Source organism: Streptomyces sp. NPDC107550 (assembly GCF_055639095.1).
The window spans coordinates 1-18202 of record NZ_JBVKBC010000045.1 but is presented as its reverse complement, the minus strand read 5'-3'; the positions used below and the strand labels follow the sequence as shown (position 1 = coordinate 18202).

At 72.8% G+C, this 18202-nt stretch carries 18 protein-coding genes; 11 read left to right on the top strand and 7 right to left on the bottom strand.

The window, feature by feature from the left end; all coding sequences use genetic code 11:
• Positions 1–673 precede the first annotated feature (673 nt).
• Together ACZ7LY_RS32250 and ACZ7LY_RS32245 are read left to right on the top strand one after the other, a co-directional pair.
• Positions 674–2650: a YncE family protein gene (locus tag ACZ7LY_RS32250; protein ID WP_471628309.1), complete on the top strand. Its 1977-nt coding sequence runs from the start codon at positions 674–676 to the stop codon at positions 2648–2650.
• Between the two features lie 25 nt (positions 2651–2675).
• The gene (locus tag ACZ7LY_RS32245) at positions 2676–3200 is read left to right on the top strand and encodes a chloramphenicol phosphotransferase CPT family protein (RefSeq protein ID WP_471628308.1); all 525 of its coding nucleotides are present in this window, start codon (positions 2676–2678) and stop codon (positions 3198–3200) included.
• Positions 3201–3295: 95 nt separating this feature from the next.
• Here ACZ7LY_RS32245 and ACZ7LY_RS32240 read toward each other — a convergent pair whose 3' ends face one another.
• The gene (locus ACZ7LY_RS32240; RefSeq protein WP_471628307.1) at positions 3296–4057 is read right to left on the bottom strand and encodes a phosphoglyceromutase; all 762 of its coding nucleotides are present in this window, start codon (positions 4055–4057) and stop codon (positions 3296–3298) included.
• Positions 4058–4191: 134 nt separating this feature from the next.
• On the opposite strand from ACZ7LY_RS32240, the gene ACZ7LY_RS32235 reads away from it, so the two are divergent.
• The 3 genes from ACZ7LY_RS32235 to ACZ7LY_RS32225 all read left to right on the top strand — a co-directional run bounded on the left by ACZ7LY_RS32235 (position 4192) and on the right by ACZ7LY_RS32225 (position 6035).
• Complete coding sequence (locus tag ACZ7LY_RS32235) at positions 4192–5478, top strand: MDR family MFS transporter (RefSeq protein WP_471628306.1); 1287 nt, start codon at positions 4192–4194, stop codon at positions 5476–5478.
• A 30-nt stretch (positions 5479–5508) separates the two neighbouring features.
• Positions 5509–5775: a hypothetical protein gene (locus ACZ7LY_RS32230; protein WP_471628305.1), complete on the top strand. Its 267-nt coding sequence runs from the start codon at positions 5509–5511 to the stop codon at positions 5773–5775.
• Between the two features lie 68 nt (positions 5776–5843).
• Positions 5844–6035, top strand: coding sequence for a hypothetical protein (locus ACZ7LY_RS32225; RefSeq protein ID WP_471628311.1), 192 nt, complete (start codon positions 5844–5846; stop codon positions 6033–6035).
• 4 nt (positions 6036–6039) lie between these two features.
• Here the strand turns inward: ACZ7LY_RS32225 and ACZ7LY_RS32220 are convergent, their stop codons facing one another.
• Both ACZ7LY_RS32220 and mshA read right to left on the bottom strand, forming a co-directional pair.
• The gene (locus tag ACZ7LY_RS32220) at positions 6040–6546 is read right to left on the bottom strand and encodes a type III secretion system chaperone family protein (protein WP_471628304.1); all 507 of its coding nucleotides are present in this window, start codon (positions 6544–6546) and stop codon (positions 6040–6042) included.
• Positions 6539–7894 (bottom strand): D-inositol-3-phosphate glycosyltransferase, encoded by a 1356-nt coding sequence (gene mshA, locus ACZ7LY_RS32215; protein WP_471628310.1) that lies wholly within the window; start codon positions 7892–7894, stop codon positions 6539–6541. Before mshA ends, ACZ7LY_RS32220 begins: the two co-directional genes overlap by 8 nt.
• Positions 7895–8145: 251 nt before the next feature.
• Between mshA and ACZ7LY_RS32210 the strand changes: the two genes are divergently transcribed.
• From ACZ7LY_RS32210 to ACZ7LY_RS32200, 3 genes are all read left to right on the top strand, one after another.
• Complete coding sequence (locus ACZ7LY_RS32210; protein WP_471628303.1) at positions 8146–8952, top strand: class I SAM-dependent methyltransferase; 807 nt, start codon at positions 8146–8148, stop codon at positions 8950–8952.
• A 185-nt stretch (positions 8953–9137) separates the two neighbouring features.
• Positions 9138–10250, top strand: a complete 1113-nt coding sequence (locus ACZ7LY_RS32205) for a C40 family peptidase (protein WP_471628302.1) — start codon at positions 9138–9140, stop codon at positions 10248–10250.
• A gap of 820 nt (positions 10251–11070) precedes the next feature.
• Positions 11071–12540, top strand: a complete 1470-nt coding sequence (locus tag ACZ7LY_RS32200) for a PP2C family protein-serine/threonine phosphatase (protein ID WP_471628301.1) — start codon at positions 11071–11073, stop codon at positions 12538–12540.
• Between the two features lie 63 nt (positions 12541–12603).
• Here the strand turns inward: ACZ7LY_RS32200 and ACZ7LY_RS32195 are convergent, their stop codons facing one another.
• From ACZ7LY_RS32195 to ACZ7LY_RS32185, 3 genes are all read right to left on the bottom strand, one after another.
• Positions 12604–12957: a DUF2516 family protein gene (locus ACZ7LY_RS32195; RefSeq protein ID WP_471628300.1), complete on the bottom strand. Its 354-nt coding sequence runs from the start codon at positions 12955–12957 to the stop codon at positions 12604–12606.
• Positions 12958–13063: 106 nt separating this feature from the next.
• Complete coding sequence (locus ACZ7LY_RS32190) at positions 13064–13639, bottom strand: hypothetical protein (RefSeq protein WP_471628299.1); 576 nt, start codon at positions 13637–13639, stop codon at positions 13064–13066.
• A 22-nt stretch (positions 13640–13661) separates the two neighbouring features.
• Entirely contained in the window at positions 13662–14051 is a 390-nt protein-coding gene (locus ACZ7LY_RS32185) for a helix-turn-helix domain-containing protein (protein ID WP_471628298.1), read from the bottom strand.
• 186 nt (positions 14052–14237) lie between these two features.
• On the opposite strand from ACZ7LY_RS32185, the gene ACZ7LY_RS32180 reads away from it, so the two are divergent.
• Positions 14238–15086 carry an NAD(P)H-binding protein gene (locus tag ACZ7LY_RS32180; RefSeq protein WP_471628297.1) on the top strand — a complete coding sequence of 283 codons (849 nt, stop codon included), beginning with the start codon at positions 14238–14240 and terminating at the stop codon, positions 15084–15086.
• Positions 15087–15240: 154 nt separating this feature from the next.
• On the top strand, positions 15241–15909 hold the full coding sequence (locus ACZ7LY_RS32175; protein WP_471628296.1) for a class I SAM-dependent methyltransferase: 669 nt from the start codon (positions 15241–15243) through the stop codon (positions 15907–15909).
• Between the two features lie 20 nt (positions 15910–15929).
• Here the strand turns inward: ACZ7LY_RS32175 and ACZ7LY_RS32170 are convergent, their stop codons facing one another.
• The gene (locus tag ACZ7LY_RS32170) at positions 15930–16442 is read right to left on the bottom strand and encodes a MarR family winged helix-turn-helix transcriptional regulator (RefSeq protein ID WP_471628295.1); all 513 of its coding nucleotides are present in this window, start codon (positions 16440–16442) and stop codon (positions 15930–15932) included.
• 120 nt (positions 16443–16562) lie between these two features.
• Between ACZ7LY_RS32170 and ACZ7LY_RS32165 the strand changes: the two genes are divergently transcribed.
• Positions 16563–18092, top strand: a complete 1530-nt coding sequence (locus ACZ7LY_RS32165; protein WP_471628294.1) for an MFS transporter — start codon at positions 16563–16565, stop codon at positions 18090–18092.
• Positions 18093–18202 lie beyond the last annotated feature (110 nt).

Here is an 18202-nt window from a genome sequence, read left to right as displayed (position 1 = left end):
GAAGCCCCGCTCCCTCAGGGGCGCGGGGAACTGCGCAACGTTCAGGTCAGCGGGCCTCGACCGGAGAACTCCCCAGGGGCGCGGGGAACTGCGCGGGCGGCCCCCACCGGCCCGCAGACAACCCCGCACGGAAGCGCCCCCCGGCCGGCCCCCACCAACCCGCCCCCCGCGAACTCCCCTCCACCCCCGCTCCCCCGAAAAGCCCCCCCGGGCTAAAGCGCGGGCCCCCCAAAGAACCCGCCCCGAGCGGAGCTCACCCGCAGCTACCCCCGCACTGGCAAGGCCCCCCCGACTGGCACCCGCACCCGCACCCCGGCCCGCACCCGCACGCCCCGAGCACCGCCAATTCCCGCCCGGAGTCCCGCCCCGCGTCCGCGGAAACCACCCGGCCCGTCTGATCGGCCCTGGAAGAAGACTCGGCAGCCATCGATTTCCCTCCTCGCGGCGTCCTCGCTGGAGCGCCTCCCCCATTGCATGCCCGCCCCGCCCCGCGCATCAACGGCGCATCGACGGCGCACGCGCGCGCACCCCGCGACCGCCCTCACCCCGCGCGCTCCCGCCCGTCGCCCCGCGCTCAACCCCCGTACCGCCTTCCCCTCCTGTCACACCCGTGCCTTAATCTGCGCTCTCAACTCCCGGCCATCCACCGGGATCTCTTTGTGGGGGTTCGACTGTGCGTACGCGCAGCATCTCGACCGCGACGGCGCTCGCGGTCCTCTTCTCGTCGGCGGCGCTGACCGCCGCCGCGACGGCACCGGCGACGGCGAAGACGGCGACCGCGGCCGCGTCCGCCTCCGTCGCGTCACCCGGCGGCCTCGTCGCCGACGGCCCGCTCAAGCGCGTGTTCGTGGGGGACGCGCAGGCGGGCAAGATCCTCGCCACGGACTACGCAGGGACGCTCAAAGACTCCGTCGGCGGCCTGCCGGGCGTGAGCGGGCTGGCCGTGTCGGACGACGGCACGTCCCTGTACGCGGCCCTGCGCACCACGCACGAGATCGTCGCCCTGGACGCGGCGACCCTCGACGTCACCCGCCGCTACCCGGTGCCGACCGACACCGGCCCGACGCATGTCGCGTACAGCGCGGGCAAGGTCTGGTTCACGTACGGCGATCAGTGGGACGGCGATCTCGGGTCGGTCGATCCGGCCGTGGACGCGGGCAGCGGCACGGACCCGGTGACGATGAAACGGTTCCCCGCCGAGGCCGCGCACGTCAGCATCTGGGGTCAGGGCCTGCTGGACACCGACCCGTCGCAGCCCGGCGTTCTCGCGGTCGGCGAGACGGGCATCTCGACGGACTCCATGGCCGTCCTCGACGTGTCCGGCGACGCGCCGGTGCCCGTCGCCACGTACCAGGGCGACTACACGCTCAACGACGGCATCGGCGACATCGACCTGGTCCCCGGCGGACACGAGGTGCTGATCGACGGCTCGGTGCGGGACGCGTACGCGGGCGGGAAGTTCAGCGAGGCGGGCCGCTACCCGAGGGCGTTCCACGGGGACGTCTCGCCGAGCGGCCTGGTCGCCAACACCGCCGGCACGGAGACCGTCACCACCTACCGCCCGAACGCCGCGAAGGCGCTCCACACGTACTCCCTGGGCGGGACCACCGCCGCGCTGACCTGGGCCCCCGACGAGTCCCGCCTGTTCGCGCTCGTCGAGAACCCCGGGCGCGGCACGTTCACCGTCAAGGCGCTCACCGAGCCGACGCTCAACAACCCGAAGCTGACGCTCTCCGCGCCGAGGACCGCCCCGCGCGCGAAGAAGCTCACGGTCAGCGGCCGCCTCACCGCGAACGTCGCGCTGCCGGCCGGTGTGAAGCTCGCCGTCACCCGTACCGACGCGGAGTCGCCGGACGGCAAGGCGCTCGCCCCGGTCACCGTGAAGGCCGACGGTACGTACTCCTTCACGGACACCCCGCCGGCCGGCGGCCCGGTCACGTACAAGGCGGCGTACGCGGGCGACGCGGCGCACTCCGCGGTGTCCGCGAGCGACAAGGTCGACGTGTCGCGTACGAAGACGACGCTGACGCTCGACCACAACGGCAAGGTGTACGCGTACGGCGCCGACGTGAGGTTCACCGCGCACCTCGGCAAGACGTACAAGAGCCGCACGGTGGAGATCTGGGCCGACCCCTACGGCTCCGACAAGCCCGCCGAGCGCGTCGCGTCGGGCAAGGTCAACGCCGGCGGCAACCTCAGCGCGGTCGTCGACATGAAGCGCGACACCGTCGTCACGGCCGTCTTCGCGGGCGACGCGCGCTCGGCGCCGGCCAAGCCGCATGTCACCGCCTACGCGCGCGTGAAGGTCTCCGTCGCCGTCAGCAAGCACTACAAGCGCGCGTCGATCGGCTCGCACTCGTACTACTGGTTCCACAAGAACAAGGCGCCGGTCACGACGACGACCATGACGTACTACAAGGGGCGCCGGCAGCGGATCCAGATCCAGGTCTGGTCGGGCGGCCGGTGGCAGACGACCGCGGCCGAGTACTTCGCCCTGAGCCCTTCCGGCACGTCGGCCGTGGACCTCGGCGCGCCGGGCCGCTCCGGCATCAAGGCGCGGGTGCGTTCGTCGTACGTGAACGGCTCGTCCGGCGACTCGGTCAACTCCACGACGCACAGCGGCTGGAAGTACCTGTACTTCTCCAACTGACGCGCGCGGAGGTTACGTTGCCCGTATGACGGACGTGATCGTGCTCAACGGTGGTTCCAGCTCGGGCAAGTCGACGCTGGCGCGCTGCCTCCAGGACGTGCTCCCGGGGTGCTGGCTCACGCTCGGCACGGACACGTTCGCGCAGGCGCTGCCGCCCTCGGGTACGGATCTGGTGCTCGGGTCCGACGGTTCGGTGACCGTCGGACCCGTCTTCCGCCGCCTCGAAACGGCGTGGGCGACGGGCGTCGGCGCGATGGCCCGCGCCGGCGCGCCCGTCATCGTCGACGAGGTGTTCCTCGGCGGCCCCGCGTCCCAGTCTCGCTGGCGCGACGCCCTGACGGGCCTGGACGTCCTCTGGGCCGGCGTCCACTGCGACCCCGCGACGGCCACGGCCCGCGAACGCGCCCGGGGCGACCGCGTCCCCGGCATGGCGGCGGCGCAGGCCCATGCGGTCCACGAGGGCATCACGTACGACCTCACGGTGACCACGACCGACACCCCGCCCTCCACCTGCGCCGACCACATCGCAGCCCACGTCACGCCACGGTGACGAGCCGGGCTACCGGGTTGACCCCGGCGGAACACCAAAAGACCCCCCACCCACGGAAAAACCGCAGGCAGGGGGCCCTTCAAGCAAGCGCAGCGTTACTTCTTCTTGCCCTGGTTCTTGACTGCCTCGATGGCCGCCGCCGCCGCGTCCGGGTCGAGGTAGGTGCCGCCCGGGTTGAGGGGCTTGAAGTCGGCGTCCAGTTCGTAGGACAGGGGGATGCCCGTGGGGATGTTCAGGCCCGCGATGTCCGCGTCGGAGATGCCGTCCAGGTGCTTGACCAGGGCGCGCAGGCTGTTGCCGTGGGCGGCGACGAGGACCGTGCGGCCGGTCAGGAGGTCGGGGACGATGCCGTCGAACCAGTACGGGAGCATGCGGACGACGACGTCCTTGAGGCACTCCGTCCGCGGGCGCAGCTCCGGCGGGAGCGTCGCGTAGCGCGGGTCGGAGAACTGGGAGTACTCGGCGTCGCGGTCCAGGGGCGGCGGCGGGGTGTCGTAGGAGCGGCGCCAGAGCATGAACTGCTCCTCGCCGAACTCCGCGAGGGTCTGTGCCTTGTCCTTGCCCTGGAGGGCGCCGTAGTGGCGCTCGTTCAGGCGCCAGCTCCGGTGGACGGGGATCCAGTGGCGGTCGGCCGCTTCGAGCGCGAGCTGCGCCGTGCGGATCGCGCGCTTCTGGAGCGACGTGTGGACCACGTCGGGGAGCAGGCCGGCGTCCTTGAGCAGCTCACCGCCGCGGACCGCCTCCTTCTCGCCCTTCTCGTTCAGGTTGACGTCCACCCAACCGGTGAACAGGTTCTTCGCGTTCCACTCGCTCTCGCCGTGGCGGAGGAGGATCAGCTTGTACGGTGCGTCGGCCATGGTCCTGAGCCTAATCGACCCCCTGGCCCGCCGCCGATTGACAGTGGTCGTCAATTCGGTGGCCTTCGCCTCTACCCGGATCGTAAGTTTCGTACTCCTGCCTCACCACTTACACAGCCCCGGGGGATGCGCCCATGTCAGTCGCCTCGCTCAGACGTGCCGCGTCGGAGTCCGTGAGCGGGCTTCCCCGCGCGTTCTGGTGGCTGTGGACGAGCACGCTGGTCAACCGGCTCGGCGGGTTCGTCCTCACCTTCCTCGCCCTGTATCTGACGGCCGCGCGCGGTTTCTCCGCCGCGTACGCGGGTCTCGTCGCGTCTCTGATCGGGCTCGGCGGAGTGATCGCCTCCGTGCTCGGCGGGGTGCTCGCGGACCGGCTCGGGCGCAGGCCGACGCTGCTGGGCGCGCAGCTCGCGACGGCGGGGACGGTGGCCGTGCTGGCGTTCGTGCGCGACCCGGTCGCCATCGCCGCCACCGGCTTCGCCCTGGGCCTCGCCTCGAACGCCTCGCGGCCCGCGATCCAGGCGATGATGGCGGACATCGTGCCGCCGCACGACCGGGTCCGCGCGTTCTCCCTGAACTACTGGGCGATCAACCTCGGCTTCGCCGTCTCCTCGGTGTACGCCGGTTTCCTCGTCGCCCAGAGCTACACGCTCGGCTTCCTCGTCGAGGCGGCGATGACGCTGGCCTGCGCGCTCGTCGTCTTCGTGAAGGTGAAGGAGTCCCGCCCGGCGCCCGTGCCGCAGGCGCCGGGCACGCGCGCGGTGACGATGGGGACGGTGCTGCGCGACGGCCGGTTCATGCTGATGGTCGGGCTGTCGTTCCTGGTGGCGGTGGTCTTCACGCAGAGTTCGGTGGGCCTGCCGATCGTCATGGGCGCGAGCGGCTTCTCCAGCGCGGACGTGGGCCTGGTCGCCGCCGTCAACGGCATCGTGATCGTCGCCCTCCAGATCCCGCTGACCCGTTTCATCGAGCGCCGCGACCCGGGCCGCCTGCTCGCGGTGTCCTCGCTGCTGATCGGGTACGGGTTCGCGCTCACGGCGTTCGCCGGGTCGCTGGCCGCGTACGCGCTGACCGTCGTGGTGTGGACGCTCGGCGAGATGGTCAACGCGCCGACGCAGTCCGGCCTGGTGGCCCGGCTCGCGCCCGCCGAGGGCCGGGGCCGCTACCAGGGCGTGTACACGACGTCGTGGTCGGCGGCGGCCCTGGTCGCCCCGCTGGGCGGCGGGTACGTCCTGGACGCGGCCGGCGCGGGCTGGCTGTGGGCGGGGTGCGCGGTGCTCGGCACGGTGACCTCGCTCGGGTACTGGCTGCTGATGCGCGGCCTCGCCGCAGGCGACCCCGAGGAGCCCGTCCTCGTACACACCCAAGAGGCCGCGCCCGTACGGGAGTCCGCCACGCCCGCCGGGAGCGCCCCGGCGTGAGCGGAGCACCGGGCGGGTACGGAACCGTACATGTCCGATGTCCAGAGGACCGAGGAGCCGCCCAGAACGCTCGTGGGCGGCGTCGAGGTCGATGTGCCCAACAGCATCCCGGCGATCCGTGCCGCCCTCCCGCCCCTGCGCCGCCGCGAGTTCGACGAGGCCATCAACCGGGCGGGCGTGCACGAGATCCACGCCGTGATGCGGCACTGGATGCTGGAGGCGGTGCCCGACCCGGAGGCCGACGAGATCCTGGCGAGGCTCGCCCGCGACGAGGCGGAGAGGCGGGGGCCGGCTTGAGTCGTCGCCGCAGGCGCAGCCCCTGCCGCATCGCCTACGCCCCGCCCGCCGACGACACCCTGGCGAAGATGGCGAACCCCGACGCGTTCCGCGCGGAGATGGGCCGCACCCTCGCGCACGACCCGTACGGGCACGGCTCCAGTTCGGTCGCGGGCGAGCGGGACCGGCGGGAGGCGACCGTGGGCGGCGCGATAGTCCTCTACTACGTCTCCGGGACGGTCCTGACGGTCACCGTCGTGCGGATGGTCGCCCTCACCTGACGCCCTACTCGGCGGGGCGCTGGGTGAGGTGGGCGAACGCGTCGAGGTTGCGGGTGGACTCCCCCCGCGAGACGCGCCACTCGTACTCCCTGCGGATCGCGCCGGCGAAGCCGAGTTCCAGCAGGGTGTTGAAGCTGCCGTCGGCGGCTTCGAGGACCGAGCCGAGCAGCCGGTCCAGTTCGTCGGGGGTGACGGCGGCCAGCGGCAGCTTGCCGGTGAGGTAGATGTCGCCGAGCCGGTCGACCGCGTAACTCACCCCGTACAGGCGCAGGTTGCGCTCCAGGAGCCAGCGGTGGACGGCCGCCTCGTTCTCGTCGGGGTGGCGGATGACGAACGCGTTCAGCGAGAGGCTGTGGCGGCCGACGCGCAGCGACAGCGTCGTGGAGAGCTTGCGGGTGCCGGGCAGCTTCACCACGTACGAGCCCGGTTCGGGGCTCTCCCACTCCAGTTCGGCGTCCTTCAGCGCGGACTCGATCACGGCGGCGGCGGTGGGCAGGTCAGCGTCAGCCATGGTGCGAGGGTACGTGACGGCGGTGTTCCTGCATGGCGGCGGTGTAGACGTCGGCGGTGGCGGAGGCGGCGGTGTCCCAGCCGAACGACTGGGCGTGCCGGGCCGCCGCGTCGCCCATGCTGTCCACAAGGTGGGGACGGTCGGCGAACTCGCCCAGCACGCGCGCGTAGGCGGCCGGTTCGTGACCGTCGACGAGGAAGCCGGTGCGCCCGTCGCGCACGGCGACCGGCAGCCCGCCGACGGACGCGGCGAGTACGGGCGTGCCGGTGGCCTGCGCCTCTATGGCGACGAGCCCGAACGACTCGCTGTAGGAGGGCATGACGAGGACGGACGCGGCCCGGAACCAGTCGGCGAGCTGGTCCTGGCCGACGGGCGGGTGGAAGCGGACGACGTCGGCGATGCCGAGCCGCGCGGCGAGCTTCTGCAGCGCGGCCGGCTTGGCGAGGCCGCTGCCGCTCGGCCCGCCGACGACGGGCACGACGATCCGGGAGCGCAGGTCGGGCCGCTCGTCGAGCAGGACGGCGACGGCCTTGAGGAGGATGTCGGGCGCCTTCAGCGGCTGGATGCGGCCCGCGAACAGGGGCACGAGCGCGTCCTGCGGCAGCCCGAGGCGGGCGCGGGCGGCGGCGCGGCCGTCGGCGGGGCGGAAGCGGTCCAGGTTGACGCCGGGGTGCACGACGGCGACCTTGCCGGGCTCGGCGTCGTAGTGCCGGACCAGCTCGTCGGCCTCCTCGTCGGTGTTGGCGACGAGGCGGTCGGCGGCGCGCACGATCTGTGTCTCGCCGATGACGCGGGCGGCGGGCTCGGGGGTGTCGCCGGCGGCGAGCGCCGCGTTCTTCACCTTGGCCATGGTGTGCATGGCGTGCACGAGCGGTACGCCCCAGCGCTCGGCGGCCAGCCAGCCGACGTGCCCGGAGAGCCAGTAGTGGGAGTGGACGAGGTCGTAGTAGCCGGGGCGGTGGCCGGCCCACGCCTGCATGACGCCGTGCGTGAAGGCGCAGAGCTGCGCGGGCAGCTCCTCCTTGGCGAGCCCCTCGTAGGGGCCCGCGTCGACGTGCCGGACGAGGACGCCGGGTGCCAGCTCGACCTGCGGGGGCAGGGCGCCGGTGGTGGCGCGGGTGAATATCTCGACCTCGATGTTGATCGCGGCGAGGCGGCGGGCCAGCTCCACGATGTACACGTTCATGCCGCCCGCGTCGCCCATGCCGGGCTGGTGCAGGGGCGAGGTGTGGACGCTGAGCATGGCGACGCGGCGCGGGCGGCGGTGCGCGCCCGGGAAGCGCAGCCGGGCGGGTCCCGCGGGCTTGGCCGCCCCGGGACGGCGGAACCTGGACACGTACTGACTCACGTGGCGGTCCTCCTGCTGGCGGCTCATGCCTGGCGGCTCCAGGCGGGCACGGCTCTCACTTGCGGGCACTTGCGGGCGCGGCTGCGCGAGGGCGCGGGCTCTGCCGGGGCGCGGGTCCCCTGACAGGCACCGGCCGCGACGCGGGCACAGACCCTCGTTCAAGGGCGGCAACGCCGGAGCACGCTCCTCCATTTCCGCTTTGCCCAATCATTACCCTCGGGCGCGGGCGGGGCAGCGCATACGCTGGGGCCATGACCCCGCGTACCCCTTCCCGCCCCGTGGGAACAGTGACGCGAGGCACCACCAACCCGAACCGGCTGCGCCGCATGGACCGCTGGATCGCCGCCGTCCAGGGCCCCGCGCTGCGCCGCGCCGCCGACCCCGTCGCCGTCGACCTCGGGTACGGGGCGGCGCCCTGGACAGCCGTGGAGCTGCTCGGCCGGCTGCGCGCCGAGGCGCCCCGCGCGCGCGTGGTGGGCATCGAGATCGAACCGGCGCGGGTCGCGGCGGCGCTCCCGTACGCGCGCGAGGGGCTCACGTTCCGGCACGGCGGCTTCGAGCTGCCCCTCGCCTCTCCCCCGGTGCTGATCCGCGCGGCGAACGTGCTGCGCCAGTACGACGAGGAGCAGGTCGCCGGGGTCTGGGAGCGGCTGTGCGGGCGGCTCGCGCCGGACGGGCTGCTCGTCGAGGGGACGTGCGACGAGATCGGGCGGCGGCACGTGTGGGTGGCGCTGGGACCCGAAGGGCCGCGCACGGTGACGTTCGCCGCCCGGCTCGGTTCGCTCGCCACCCCGTCCGATCTGGCGGAACGGCTCCCGAAGGCACTCATCCACCGCAATGTGCCGGGCGAGCCGGTGCACGCGTTCCTACGGGACTTCGACCGGGCCTGGGCGGCCGCGGCGCCGTACGCCTCCTACGGGGCGCGGCAGCGGTGGATGCGGGCGGTGCGGGATCTCGCGGAGCGGTGGCCGGTGGTGGACACGCCGGTGCGGTGGCGGCAAGGGGAAGTGACGGTGGCGTGGGGGGCGTTGGCGCCGGGAGGGCACGCGCGGGGCTGACGGGAACGATCCGCGCGGCTCGTACGTCACACGGTCGGGGCGTTCGTCACAGCGTGCGGGGTCTGTCGCATTCGGCGCGGTCGTGGCACCATCCCCGGAGCGCGCACAAGTTACTGACGGTAAATCAGATTTGTGTTCAGGGTGCCCGGTACCTCCGGGCGGTCTCGGCTGTGGGGGCGGAGCGGATGATCAAGCGGAGCACGACGATGGCCGCGGTGGCGCTGGTGTGCGCCGTGACCGTACTGACGGCGCCGGGAGCGGCGTACGCGGCGCCGACCGTCCCGCCGCCCTCGCCGTCGCCGTCGTCCTCGCCGTCGTCACCGTCGCCGGGCTCCCCGTCCTCGGGCGCTACGGATCTGGAGGCGGTCCGCGCCCGGATCGACGCGCTCTATCACGACGCTGCCGTCGCCACCGACGCGTACAACGCGGCGCAGGAGAAGGCCGACCGGCAGTCCGTGCAGATCGTCAAGCTCGCGCAGAAGATCGCCTCCGGGCAGCGCAGACTCGACCGGCTCAAGAGCGAGGCGGGGGCGGCGGCGCGGGAGCAGTACCGCACGGGCGGCATCCCGCGCGAGGCGCAGTTCATGCTCTCCGGCGACCCGCAGACCTTCCTGGACAACGCGGGCCGCGCCTACCAGGGCCAGCAGGCCACGCGGAACCTCCTCAAGGAACTCGCCCGTACGCAGGACGAGCTGGCGGAGTACGCGAAGTCGGCGTCCGCCAAGTGGAAGGACCTGGAGGAGGGCCGCAAGAAGAAGGCCGCCGCCAAGAAGAAGATCGAGAAGCAGATCAAGGCCGCGCAGGAGCTGGAGAACCGGCTCCAGAAGAAGGAGCGGGAGCGGCTGCGGAAGCTGGAGGAGCAGGCCGAGCAGAAGGCGCAGTCGGCGTGGCTGTCGTCCGGCGTGCTCAAGGAGTTGAACGGGAAGGCGAGTGAGGCCGGGAAGGCGGCGGTGGCGTTCGCCACGAAGCAGCTCGGCAAGCCGTATGTGTGGGGGGCGGCCGGGCCGTCCTCGTTCGACTGCTCCGGGCTCACCTCGCAGGCGTGGGCGGCGGCCGGGCGGCCCATTCCCCGGACCTCCCAGGAGCAGTGGAAGCGGTTGCGGCATGTCGCCGTGAAGGATCTGCGGCCCGGGGACCTGATCATTTATCACGACGACGCGAGTCATGTGGGCCTGTACATCGGTGACGGCGCGATCATCCACGCGCCGCGGCCCGGAAGGAACGTCACGATGGCCGGCGCCGGCTCCATGACAATCCTGGGCGCGGTCCGCCCTGATGCTCCGCTGAACGGGGGATGAGGTCAGCCCCGTAAGGGGCACGGGAACGCCGGCCGCTGAGGAGCGGGCGCTCAGATCAGCCCCCTCAGGGGCGCGGGGAACTGCGCGCCCAGCCACGACGCACCCGGCACTCTGGGGCGCTGCCCCAGCCCCCGCTCCTCAAGCGCCGGAGAGGCTGGGAGTTTGACGCTGAGGCCAGCCCCAAGGGCCCCAGGGCCGGAGGCCAGGAGTGGGCGCTCAGACCAGCCCCGTCAGGGGCGCGGGGAACTGCGCGAGAAGCCCCACGGGGGCTGCACCCGAGGCACAACGTGCACTGACCCGGCGCTAGGGTGCCGCCTTGCCCACCCTGCCGCCCCAGGCGGCAGACTGCCCAAGGCGGGGGGCGCCTAAGAGTCACCGGTGCTGACAGCCCCGTCAGGGGCGCGGGGAACTGCGCGAGCGGCCACGACGCACCCGGCACTCTGGGGCTCCGCCCCAGCCCCCGCTCCTCAAGCGCCGGAGGGGCTGGATGTTGGCGCTGAGCCCAGCCCGGCAGGGCCACGGCGGGCCCGCACCCCATGACGAACCCCCGCCGGCAGGCGTGACGTGGGGCACGTGAGGGGGGCCACTGACGGCCCCCAAAACACCCGCCCCCCGCCGGAGGCCCACGTGAGGTTGGTCATCCCCCACCCCCCAACACCCCACCCCCAACCGCCCCACAACGCCCAAGACCCCCCACGCCCCACTCCCCGCCCACGCCCCGCCCATTCCACAGACCCGCCCCCGCCCGCTAAGGTCCCCGTCGGTGGACCGGCACCCCGGCCCACCGCGCCCTCGGGGGGAGGGAAGGAAGACCGAGCGCATGCCCGTACCCGTACCGCGGCAGGAAGCGACCCCGGCCGCGGCAGACGGTCAGGCTCCCGCCACGCGACCACCCGAGCCCACAGAACCGCACACCCCCACAGAACCGCACACCTCCACCACCCCGCACACCCGGACGGAACCGCTCCCCCGGACGGAACCGCCCGTCCCGACGACCGACGAGGCCCGTACGACCGACGCCCCGCGCCCGCGCACCACCGCGCCCGCGCCCCCCGCCCAGCCGCCCCGCGCCCCCTCCGCGCCGGCCGGCGACGTGGCGTACCCGCGTACGAAGACCGCCGTCGCCGCCACCACCGGCCTGACCCTGCTGGTCATCGAGGACGATCCGACGGGCTCCGTGACGATCCCGGAGGTCCCGGACGCGGCGGGCCGCCCGATCCGCGTGCGCACCGCCCGCAATCTCACCGAGGCCGAGCGCCTGCTCACCGACGACGTGAACTGCGTACTGCTGGATCTGGCCCTGCCCGGCGCCCGTACCGACGCCGACGAACTGGAACCGCTGCGTCACGTGCTGCGCCTCGCGCCCCGCACGGCCGTCCTCGCGCTGACCACGTCCGGTGACGCGGAGCGCGGCGCGGGCGCGGTGCGGGCCGGCGCGCAGGACTATCTGTTCCGCGACGAGCTGGACGCCCGGGTGCTGGGCCGCGCGATCCGTTACGCGGTCGAGCGCAAACGCGCCGACGTCGCGCAGCGCAAGCTGGCCGAGTCCCGGATCCGCGCGCAGGAGAACGCCCGTCTGGAGCGCGGCCTGCTGCCGACGCCGCTGCTGGACGGCTCTCCGCTGCGGTTCGCGTCGAGTTACCGCCCCGGCCGCTCGCGCGCGCTGCTCGGCGGCGACTTCTACGACACCGTGCGCACCCCCGACGGCACGGTCCACGCCATGATCGGTGACGTGTGCGGGCACGGCCCGGACGCGGCGGCGCTCGGTGTCGAACTGCGGATCGCGTGGCGGGCGTTGACGTTCGCGGGGCTGTGCGGGGACCACTTGCTGTCGACGTTGCAGCAGGTCCTTGAGCACGAGCGGGACGACGACGAGATCTTCGCCACGCTGTGCACGGTCGACATCGCGCCGGACGGCCGCCGCGCGGGCCTGTGCCTCGCGGGCCACCCGTCACCGCTGATCGCGAGCCCGGGCCGGCCGGCGTCGCTGCTCCCGTACGAGAACAGCGGTCCGGCGCTCGGGCTGCTGCCGCGGGCGCGGTGGCCGCGGATGCAGGTGGAGCTGGGTCCTTCGTGGAGCCTGATGCTGTACACGGACGGTCTGATCGAGGGCCGGATCGGGCAGGGCAACCAGCGGCTCGGCCAGGAGGGCATGGTCGAGATCGTGCGCCGGCAGCGGGCGGCCGGGCTGAGCGGCGAGGAGCTGCTGGAGTCCGCGCTGAACGAGGTCCGCGACCTCAACGGCGGTGACCTCACCGACGACGTGGCGATCCTGCTCCTGGACCGCTGACGCGCGGCCGTACGCATACGAGCCGTACAAGCCGTACAAGCCGCACAAAGGGACGGGCGGCGGTCAGCGCCGCCCGTTGTACGGGCCGTACGGGCCGTCGCTGCTGGAGCCGCCGCCCTTGCGCCACCCGCCGCCACCGCCACCGCCGCCGAGCGCGCGGATCGCCGGGCGCACGTCCACCATGTAGACGATGGTCGCCACGAGGCCGATGACCGGCAGGAACGACAGGATCGGGAACAGCAGGTTCACGACGAACGCGAGCCCGAGGATGATCAGCCAGAACGGCTTGGTCTTCTTGTCGGCGGCGCGGTAGGCGTCCTCACGCCGGATCGCCGCGTCGATGAACGCGAAGCCGCTGAAGACGACGAGCGCCAGGCTCAGCAGCGACATGAGATTGGCGAATCCCTGCATCAGCACAACAACGCCACCACCCGACTCGACTTACCGAGGACCCGCACACCGTACCCGTACAACGAGCCGGACACTCCACAAGTGCCCGGCCCGTCCACTTCCGTGCCGCCGCCTACTTCCCGGCGTCCGGGGCGGTCTTCTTGACGGGCGCCTTGCGGGCGGCCGGCGCCTTCTTGGCGGCGGTCTTCTTGGGCGCGACCGGCTCGCTCGCCGCGTTCTCCTCGGCGGGGGCCGTCTCGGGCTCGACGGCGACGGCGATCTCGGTGATCTCGTCGGCGGCCTCGCCGCGCCAGGTCCGTACGGTCTCCTCGCCGCGCTCGGCGACCTTCTCGTACGTCTCACGCGCGCGGACGGCCGCCTCGGCGGCGATGCCGACGCCGCGCAGCGCGAAACCCTGCGCGCTCTCGCCGAGCTTCTTGAGGTCGGTGTCGAAGGAGGCGACCAGCTCGTTCACCTTCGCGGTGAGCGTGGCCTGCGCCTCCTTGGCGCGCGCGGCCGCCTTCTCCTGCACGTCCTTGGGGTCGGTGGCGCGTACGGCCTCGAAGCGGGCCGGGGCCTCGGTACGGAGCTGTTCGACGAGGCCGGGCACCTTCTTGGCCTCCTGGAGCGCCAACTCGGCGCTGCCCGCGAGGAAGTACAGCGGGGTGGGGTCGGTGAGCGTCTTGCGGAGGTCGTCCTTGATGGCCATGGCGTGGTCCTCCCGGATCACTTCAACTACTGCTTGAGGGCTCGGCATCGCCGCCGGCCGCCGCGGTCCCGTTCTCTTTCCTGAAGGACTCGTAGATCTGCAACAGGACCTGCTTCTGACGCTCGTCGAGCGAGGGATCCGCGAGGATCACCGCGCGAGTCTCCACCTCGTCCCGCTCCCGTTCCGCGTCGAGGATGCCGGCGCGTACGTACAGGGTCTCGGCGGAGATCCGCAGCGCCTTGGCGACCTGCTGCAACACCTCCGCGCTCGGCTTGCGCAGCCCGCGCTCGATCTGGCTCAGGTACGGGTTGGACACACCGGCCGCCTCGGCGAGCTGCCGCAAGGACAACTGCGCGGTGCGACGCTGCTCGCGCAGGTACTCGCCGAGATTTCCGACGTTGAGCGATGCCATACCCCGACCCTGCCCCACCCCGCTAACTTTTGCAAGCACCCCGCTTGCAAAAGTGTCCCTCCTCACTCGCCGCGCGGCCACCGGCAAGCCGCCGGCTCGGGACCGGCCTGTCTCGCGCTTTCTGAGCCGCTACCGCGCTCGGCTGGCTACGGTTGTACGACCGGTGACAAGGCGACGGGGGCAACGATGCGCATCGCGGTGATGGGGGCGGCGGGCAGGCTGGGCGGGCGGGTCGTGCGGTTGCTCGCGGACCGGGCCGACGTGGACGTCGTAGCGATGACCAGGCGGAGGCTGCCTGCCGAGGCGTTGCCGCCGCAGGTGGGGGTCGCCGTCGCCGACTACGCTGATCCGCCCGCTCTGCGTGCGGCCCTGAAGGGCGTGGACACTCTGGTCTTCGTCTCCAGTGACGGGCCCGATGCACAGGTGCTGCTGCACCATCGCAACGTTGTCGCCGCCGTGGCGGCTGAGGGTGTCGGCCATGTCGCGGCGCTGAGCAGCGTTGACGCCGACACGGCGTCTCCGTTCTGCTACGCCGTGGTCAACGGGCTCACCGAGGAACTGCTTCTGGCTACCGGCGTCCCGTGCTCGTTCGCCAGAGCTTCGCTCTACATCGAGTTCTTCCAGGGCTGGCTCACCGAGGCACGCGCGACCGGGCTGCTGCGGCTTCCGGCCGCGGACGGCCGGGTCTCCCTGGTGGCGCGCGACGACGTGGCGCGCGCACTCGCCGCCCTCGCGGTGGGTGAGCCGACCGGCCGTCACCACGACATCACGGGGCCCGAGTCGGTGGACCTGGCCGGCATCGCCTCGATCACGGCGGAGGCCTGGGAGACGCCTGTCGCCTACGTGGACATCCCGGCCGGCACGTACTGCGCCGAGACGGCGGCGACCGGCCTGGATCCCTGGTGGCTCTACGCCTTTTCGTCCATGTTCGCCTCGGTGCGCGAGCAGCGCTGGGATCGAGTCGGAAACGACTACACCCAGCTGACCGGCCGCGCCCCTCTCGCCCTCCGCGACGCCCTCTCAGCACACGGGTGAGAGCCGGACACCGCCAAGCGGGCCGGACGAGGTGCGGCAGGGCCGACCCAAGATGTCAGCCTGCCCGGGCTGCCTCGGATTGAGCGAGAACGACTGCCGTGCTGGGCCTGAACTCCCGTGCCGGGGAGGCAGGGCGCGCGGGTACCGTGCTGCGATGCGTTCAGAATTCATCGATCCGCCCGCCGATCTCGACACCGTACGGGAGTCCTACGACCGGATCGCCGATCAGTACGCCGAGTTGGTGGCGACGACCGGGATGGGGGACATCCGGCGGCATCCGTGGCTGAAGGCGGCGGTCGACGCGTTCGCGGAGTCGGTGGGCGGGCTCGGGCCCGTGCTCGACGTGGGGTGCGGGCCAGGCACCGTCACCGGGTACCTCGCCGAGCGCGGGCTCGACGTGTCCGGCGTCGATCTCTCCCCCCGCATGGTCGCCAACGCCCGCCGCCTGTACCCGGACTGCCGTTTCGAAGCCGCCTCCGCGACCGAACTCACCCTGGAGGACGCCTCGTTGGGCGGCATCCTCGGCTGGTGGTCGCTGTTCAACCTGCCGCGTGACGTGCTGCCCGGCGTCCTCGCCCTGTTCGCCCGCGCCCTGAAGCCCGGCGGCTACTTCCTCACCGGCACCCATGTCGGCGACGAGGACGTGCGGCGCACCGAGGCGTACGGCGGTGCCGTCGAGTGGACCACGCACCAGTGGCGGCCCGAGCTGTACACCGGCCTGATCGAGCGCGCCGGACTGCACATCCGCGCCGAACTGCGGCTGCCCGCCGACGAGTTCAGCGGGCCCGGGCTCGTCGTCATGGCGCAGCGGCCGGCCGCCTGACAGCCCCCTCGGGAAGAGAACTACCCCCGCTGCCGCGCCCTGCGCACCGACGGAGTCCCGGCGGCCGCCGGCGGCGGGGGCGGCGGGGTGGCGAGACTGCCGGTCGCCAGATGCGTCAGCAGGCGCAGCAGCGTCTCCCGGTCGCCGGGCTCGTCGAACGCCTCCAGCACCTCCCCGTGCACCCGGTCCACGATCTCCTGGCTGCGCGCCGCGACCCGCGCCCCCTTCTCGGTCACCGCGATGATCCGCGCCCGCCGGTCCGCCGTCGACGGCCTGCGCTCCGCGAGTCCCGCCTTCTCCAGCGCGTCCACGGTCACGACCATCGTCGTCTTGTCCATGTCACCGATCTCGGCGAGCTGCGCCTGCGTGCGCTCCTCCTCCAGCGCGTGCACGAGGACGCAGTGCATCCGCGCCGTGAGGCCGATCTCGGCGAGCGCCGCCGCCATCCGCGCGCGCAGGACGTGACTGGTGCGGTCGAGGAGGTAGGAGAGGTCCGGCCTGGTCGGGGTCGGCACGGGCGTCATCGCGGTCATGGGAACCAGCGTAGACCACCAGAGGTTCGGATAGAGATAGTCCGCAACGAAACCATCTGTTACGGTCGTGCTGTCGTCGTCGCCCGGCAGGGGCGGCGCCCTCCCGGAAGGACCGCTGCCATGTCCGCAGCCTCCACCGATCCCCATCCCGCTCCCGGAGCCGATCCCCGCCCAGTTCCCGGAGCCGCCCCCCACCCCTGGTTCGCGCTCGCCGTCGTCGCCGCCGGGACGCTGATGATCATCCTGGACGGTTCGATCGTGACCGTCGCGCTCCCCGCGATCCAGCGCGACCTGAACTTCAGTCCCACGTCCCTGAGTTGGGTCGTCAACGCCTACCTCATCGCGTTCGGCAGCCTGCTCCTGCTCGCCGGGCGCCTCGGCGATCTGCTGGGCCGCAAGCGGATGTTCCTCACCGGGACGGCCGTCTTCACCGCCGCCTCCCTCCTCGCGGGCCTCGCCACCGGCCCCGCCGTCCTGCTCGCCGCCCGCTTCCTGCAAGGCGTGGGCAGCGCGATGGCGGCGGCCGTCGGCCTCGGCATCCTCGTCACGCTCTTCCCCGATCCGCGCGAACGGGCCCGCGCCATCGGCGTGTTCAGCTTCACCGGCGCCGCCGGAGCCTCCATCGGGCAGGTGCTCGGCGGCGTCCTGACCGACGCCCTCGACTGGCACTGGATCTTCTACGTGAACCTGCCCATCGGCGCCGCCGTCCTCGCCCTCGCCGTCCCCGCGCTCCCCGCCGACCGGGGCCTCGGCCTGCGCGCCGGCGCCGACGCGTGGGGCGCCCTGCTCATCACCGCCGGCCTCATGCTCGGCATCTACGGCGTCGTCGGCATCGAGCACTACGGCGCCGGCTCCGCCCGTACGCTGCTCACGCTCCTCGCGGCTCTCGCGCTGGTCGCCGGTTTCGTCGGGCGGCAGGCGAAGGCCCGTACGCCGCTGATGCCGTTGCGGGTGCTGCGCTCGCGGGCCGTCGCCGGGGCCAACCTCACCCAAGTCCTCACGCTCGCCGCGATGTTCGCCTTCCAGGTGCTCGCCGCGCTCTACATGCAGCAGGTCCTCGGCTACGGCGCGCTGGCGACCGGCCTCGCCATGCTGCCCGCCGCCCTCATGATCGGCGCGGTCTCGCTGGGCGCGTCGGCGCGGCTCGCGGCGCGGTTCGGGCGGCGGGCGGTGCTGCTCTCGGGCCTGGTGCTGCTGGCGGCGGCGCTCACGTATCTGTCCCGGGTGCCGGTGCACGGCTCGTACGTACCGGATCTGCTGCCGGTGATGCTGCTGGTGTCCGGGGGCGGGCTGGTGCTGCCGATGCTGGCGGGGCTCGGGATGTCGGCGGCGGGCGAGGCGGACGCGGGTCTCGCCTCGGGCCTGTTCAACACCACGCAGCAGATCGGCATGGCCCTCGGGGTCGCCGTCCTGTCCACCCTCGCCTCCACCCGCACCCGCGCCCTGCTCGCCGGGGGCGCCTCCCGGGCCGAGGCGCTGACCGGCGGCTACCGTCTCGCCTTCGGCATCGGCGCGGTGCTGATCGCGGCGGCCGCGGCGGTGGCGCTGACCCTGCCGCGCGAACGCACCGAGGGGCCCGAACACCCCGAGCGACCCGAGCGGCCCGAGCGGTCAGGAACGGAGAAGCCGCGGCAGGGGGCGGCTGCCTAGGGCCTTTCCTTCGGATCAGGCCGGATCAGGGAGCGGGCTCTGGTGCCGTGCATCGCAAGGCGGAGGAGGGCGTCATGGCGGAGCCATGGCAACCGACGACAACGCCGCGA

Bases quoted from the DNA above. Each gene is read 5' to 3' on its own strand.
- ACZ7LY_RS32210 (WP_471628303.1), top strand. From the start codon at position 8,146: ATGACCCCGCGTACCCCTTCCCGCCCCGTGGGAACAGTGACGCGAGGC.
- ACZ7LY_RS32235 (WP_471628306.1), top strand. From the start codon at position 4,192: ATGTCAGTCGCCTCGCTCAGACGTGCCGCGTCGGAGTCCGTGAGCGGG.
- ACZ7LY_RS32230 (WP_471628305.1), top strand. From the start codon at position 5,509: ATGTCCGATGTCCAGAGGACCGAGGAGCCGCCCAGAACGCTCGTGGGC.
- ACZ7LY_RS32245 (WP_471628308.1), top strand. From the start codon at position 2,676: ATGACGGACGTGATCGTGCTCAACGGTGGTTCCAGCTCGGGCAAGTCG.
- ACZ7LY_RS32170 (WP_471628295.1), bottom strand. From the start codon at position 16,442: ATGACCGCGATGACGCCCGTGCCGACCCCGACCAGGCCGGACCTCTCC.
- ACZ7LY_RS32200 (WP_471628301.1), top strand. From the start codon at position 11,071: ATGCCCGTACCCGTACCGCGGCAGGAAGCGACCCCGGCCGCGGCAGAC.
- ACZ7LY_RS32185 (WP_471628298.1), bottom strand. From the start codon at position 14,051: ATGGCATCGCTCAACGTCGGAAATCTCGGCGAGTACCTGCGCGAGCAG.
- ACZ7LY_RS32175 (WP_471628296.1), top strand. From the start codon at position 15,241: ATGCGTTCAGAATTCATCGATCCGCCCGCCGATCTCGACACCGTACGG.
- ACZ7LY_RS32220 (WP_471628304.1), bottom strand. From the start codon at position 6,546: ATGGCTGACGCTGACCTGCCCACCGCCGCCGCCGTGATCGAGTCCGCG.
- ACZ7LY_RS32240 (WP_471628307.1), bottom strand. From the start codon at position 4,057: ATGGCCGACGCACCGTACAAGCTGATCCTCCTCCGCCACGGCGAGAGC.
- ACZ7LY_RS32180 (WP_471628297.1), top strand. From the start codon at position 14,238: ATGCGCATCGCGGTGATGGGGGCGGCGGGCAGGCTGGGCGGGCGGGTC.
- ACZ7LY_RS32165 (WP_471628294.1), top strand. From the start codon at position 16,563: ATGTCCGCAGCCTCCACCGATCCCCATCCCGCTCCCGGAGCCGATCCC.
- ACZ7LY_RS32225 (WP_471628311.1), top strand. From the start codon at position 5,844: ATGGCGAACCCCGACGCGTTCCGCGCGGAGATGGGCCGCACCCTCGCG.
- ACZ7LY_RS32205 (WP_471628302.1), top strand. From the start codon at position 9,138: ATGATCAAGCGGAGCACGACGATGGCCGCGGTGGCGCTGGTGTGCGCC.
- ACZ7LY_RS32190 (WP_471628299.1), bottom strand. From the start codon at position 13,639: ATGGCCATCAAGGACGACCTCCGCAAGACGCTCACCGACCCCACCCCG.